The 2,648-nt window shown below is 67.9% G+C and carries 3 protein-coding genes and 1 pseudogene; all 4 read left to right on the forward strand.

Features of this window, described 5'->3' with window-relative positions; all coding sequences use genetic code 11:
- A partial coding sequence (locus ACLHRZ_RS36950; protein WP_490422964.1) for a hypothetical protein occupies positions 1 to 203 on the forward strand: 203 nt, incomplete at its 5' end.
- Positions 200 to 1,129: a tyrosine-type recombinase/integrase gene (locus ACLHRZ_RS36955; RefSeq protein WP_490422965.1), complete on the forward strand. Its 930-nt coding sequence runs from the start codon at positions 200 to 202 to the stop codon at positions 1,127 to 1,129. The genes ACLHRZ_RS36950 and ACLHRZ_RS36955, both read left to right, overlap by 4 nt.
- Complete coding sequence (locus ACLHRZ_RS36960) at positions 1,126 to 2,112, forward strand: tyrosine-type recombinase/integrase (RefSeq protein ID WP_490422966.1); 987 nt, start codon at positions 1,126 to 1,128, stop codon at positions 2,110 to 2,112. The genes ACLHRZ_RS36955 and ACLHRZ_RS36960 overlap by 4 nt, the downstream gene beginning before the upstream one ends.
- Before the next feature lie 104 nt (positions 2,113 to 2,216).
- A pseudogene (locus ACLHRZ_RS36965) lies at positions 2,217 to 2,648 on the forward strand (transposase); the annotation flags it as partial.

Consider the following 2,648-nt stretch of genomic DNA (forward strand, 5'->3'; position numbering starts at 1 on the left):
CACGGGCCAATTACGTGAGCGCCGACACGCACCAACTGCGACACCGCGCCGCCCGCCAGGTGCTGGCCGGCGGAGGAACCCTCGGCGAGGCCGCCCAACTGCTGCGTCACCACGGCGAGGACACCACGGCGATCTATGCGAAGGTCGACATGGCGGCGCTGGCACCGGTCGTGCGTCCCTGGCCGACGGCGGGCGAACGGTGAACAGCATCCGGGACGGCGCCGAACGCTATCTGACGATCCGCCGGGGCCTGGGCTACAAACTCAAGGTCGAGGGCCGGATGCTCGGCCAGTTCGTCGACTTCCTGGAGGAGCGCGGGGACTCGCGCCTGACGGTCCAGGCCGCACTGGAGTGGGCCGTTCTGCCAAACAGCGCCGATCCGGCCTGGTGGGCGGCCAGGCTGACGGTGGTCCGCAAGTTCGCCCGCTTCATGGCAACGTTCGATGAGCTCACCGAGATCCCGCCGCCTGATCTGCTGCCCCGTCGCGCCGGGCGGACGACGCCACCGTATCTGTATTCACAGGCGGAGATCACCGCGCTGATCCACGCGGCCCGGCACCTGTCCCACCCCCTTCGCGCGGCGACGTTCGAGTCCTTCATCGGGCTCATGGCCGCGACCGGAATCCGCACCGGAGAGGCGATGGGACTGGACCGGTGCGACGCGGACCTGGACCGCGGTGTCCTGCTGGTGCGGGGGACCAAGTTCGGCAAGTCCCGGCTGGTCCCCCTGCACCCCACCACCGTCGAGCGGCTCGCCGACTACCAGCGCCGACGCGACGAACTGTGTCCGCGCCCGTCCACCGAGGCGTTCTTCCTCTCCGGAGCCGGGACCCGGCTCAACCACACCAACGCGAGCAAGCCCTTCACCCGGCTGCTGAAGGCAGCCGGCCTGACGGCCCCGGCTGGCGCGGGCAAGCCGCGCCTCTACGACCTGCGCCACACGTTCGCCGTGACCACCTTGGTGAACTGGTACGCCGCCGACGCCGACGTCGCCCACCGGCTCCCGGCGCTGTCCACCTACCTCGGACACATCAGCCCGGCCACGACCTACTGGTACCTGCACGCCTGCCCGCAGCTGATGACAGCCGCGGCCGAACGCCTCGACCGGACCTGGAAGGAATCACCGTGACCACCCTGGCCCCTGTCATGCAGGGCTTCTTCACCGAGCGGCTGGCCCAGCGCCGGGTCAGCACCCACACCGTCGCGGCTTACCGCGACACATTCCGCCTCCTGCTGGAATACGCCCGCCGCCAGCTCGGCCGCCCGCCGGCGGCGCTGGAACTGACCGACATCGACGCCGTGTTCGTCGGCGGCTTCCTGGACCATCTCGAACACGACCGGAACAACAGCGTGACCACCCGAAATGCCCGACTGGCCGCGATCCACTCGCTGTTCGCCTATGCCGCCTACCGCTGCCCGGAACACGCCCTGCTGATCCAGCGTGTCCTGGCGATCCCGCAGAAGCGCCGCGACTGCACACTCGTGTGCTTCCTCAGCCACGAGGAGACCGAGGCCCTGCTGGCAATCCCGGACCAGTCAACCCTCCTGGGGCGACGTGACCACCTCCTGCTGCTGGTCGCGACGCAAAGCGGACTTCGCGTCTCGGAGCTGACCGCACTCACCTGCGCCGACGCCGAACTCGGCACCGGAGCCCACCTGCGCTGCACCGGCAAGGGCCGCAAACAACGCTGCACCCCGCTGACGAAACCCACTGCCCGCCTGCTCCAGCGATGGATCACCGCCCGCAACGCAGCCCCGGACGCCCCACTGTTCCCCAACCGCGTCGGCGGACACCTCAGCCGCGATGCCGTCGCCGACCTCCTCCGCAAGTACCTGCCCGCGGCCGCGGAGCGATGCCCGACCCTGGCCAGCAAGAACGTCACCCCGCACACACTCCGCCACACCGCGGCCATGGCACTGCTGACCGCCGGCGTCGACACCTCCACCATCGCGCTCTGGCTCGGACACGCGAGCACCAAGGCCACCGACGTCTACCTGCACGCCGACCTGGCGATGAAGGAACGCGCCCTGGCCCGCACCGCACCCCGCGACACCACCGCCAAACGCTACCGGCCCACCGACAGCCTGCTCACCTTCCTGGAGAACCTGTAGTTATCACCGGCCTCAGCCCCTGCGGCACCACCGTCCACCAGCTCTGATCGGCCCGACCCGCCATAACCGACGCCCCCAGATAATTGCCGTTATCCCGGTGCCGGGATAAGGGTAAGAAGATCGTCGGCCGGAAGCGAGGCATTATCAACGAAACGATCGAGCTCATCCTCGCCGTGACCGTCACCGCCGCAAGCCTGTCGAAAAACACCCTGGGAATCCATCTCCTCAACCAAGCCAAGAAGACCTACCCCACCATCTCCAAAGCCTGGGTCGACACCGACTTCAAGAATTCTGTCGTTGAGCACGGCGCGGGCCTTGGAATCGGCGTCGAAGTCGTCAACAGAAACCCCGGAGTTCGCGGGTTTCATGTCGTCAAGAGACGCTGGGTTGTTGAGCGCAGTCTGGGCTGGCTCATGTTGCGCCGCCGCCTTTCCCGTGATTACGAAGCCCTCCCCGCCAGCTCCGAAGCCATGATCCACGTCGCCTCAATCGACAACCTCACCAAACGCCAATGCCACTTAGTTATGCAGCGGGCG

Source organism: Streptomyces sp. AM25 (genome assembly GCF_058146165.1).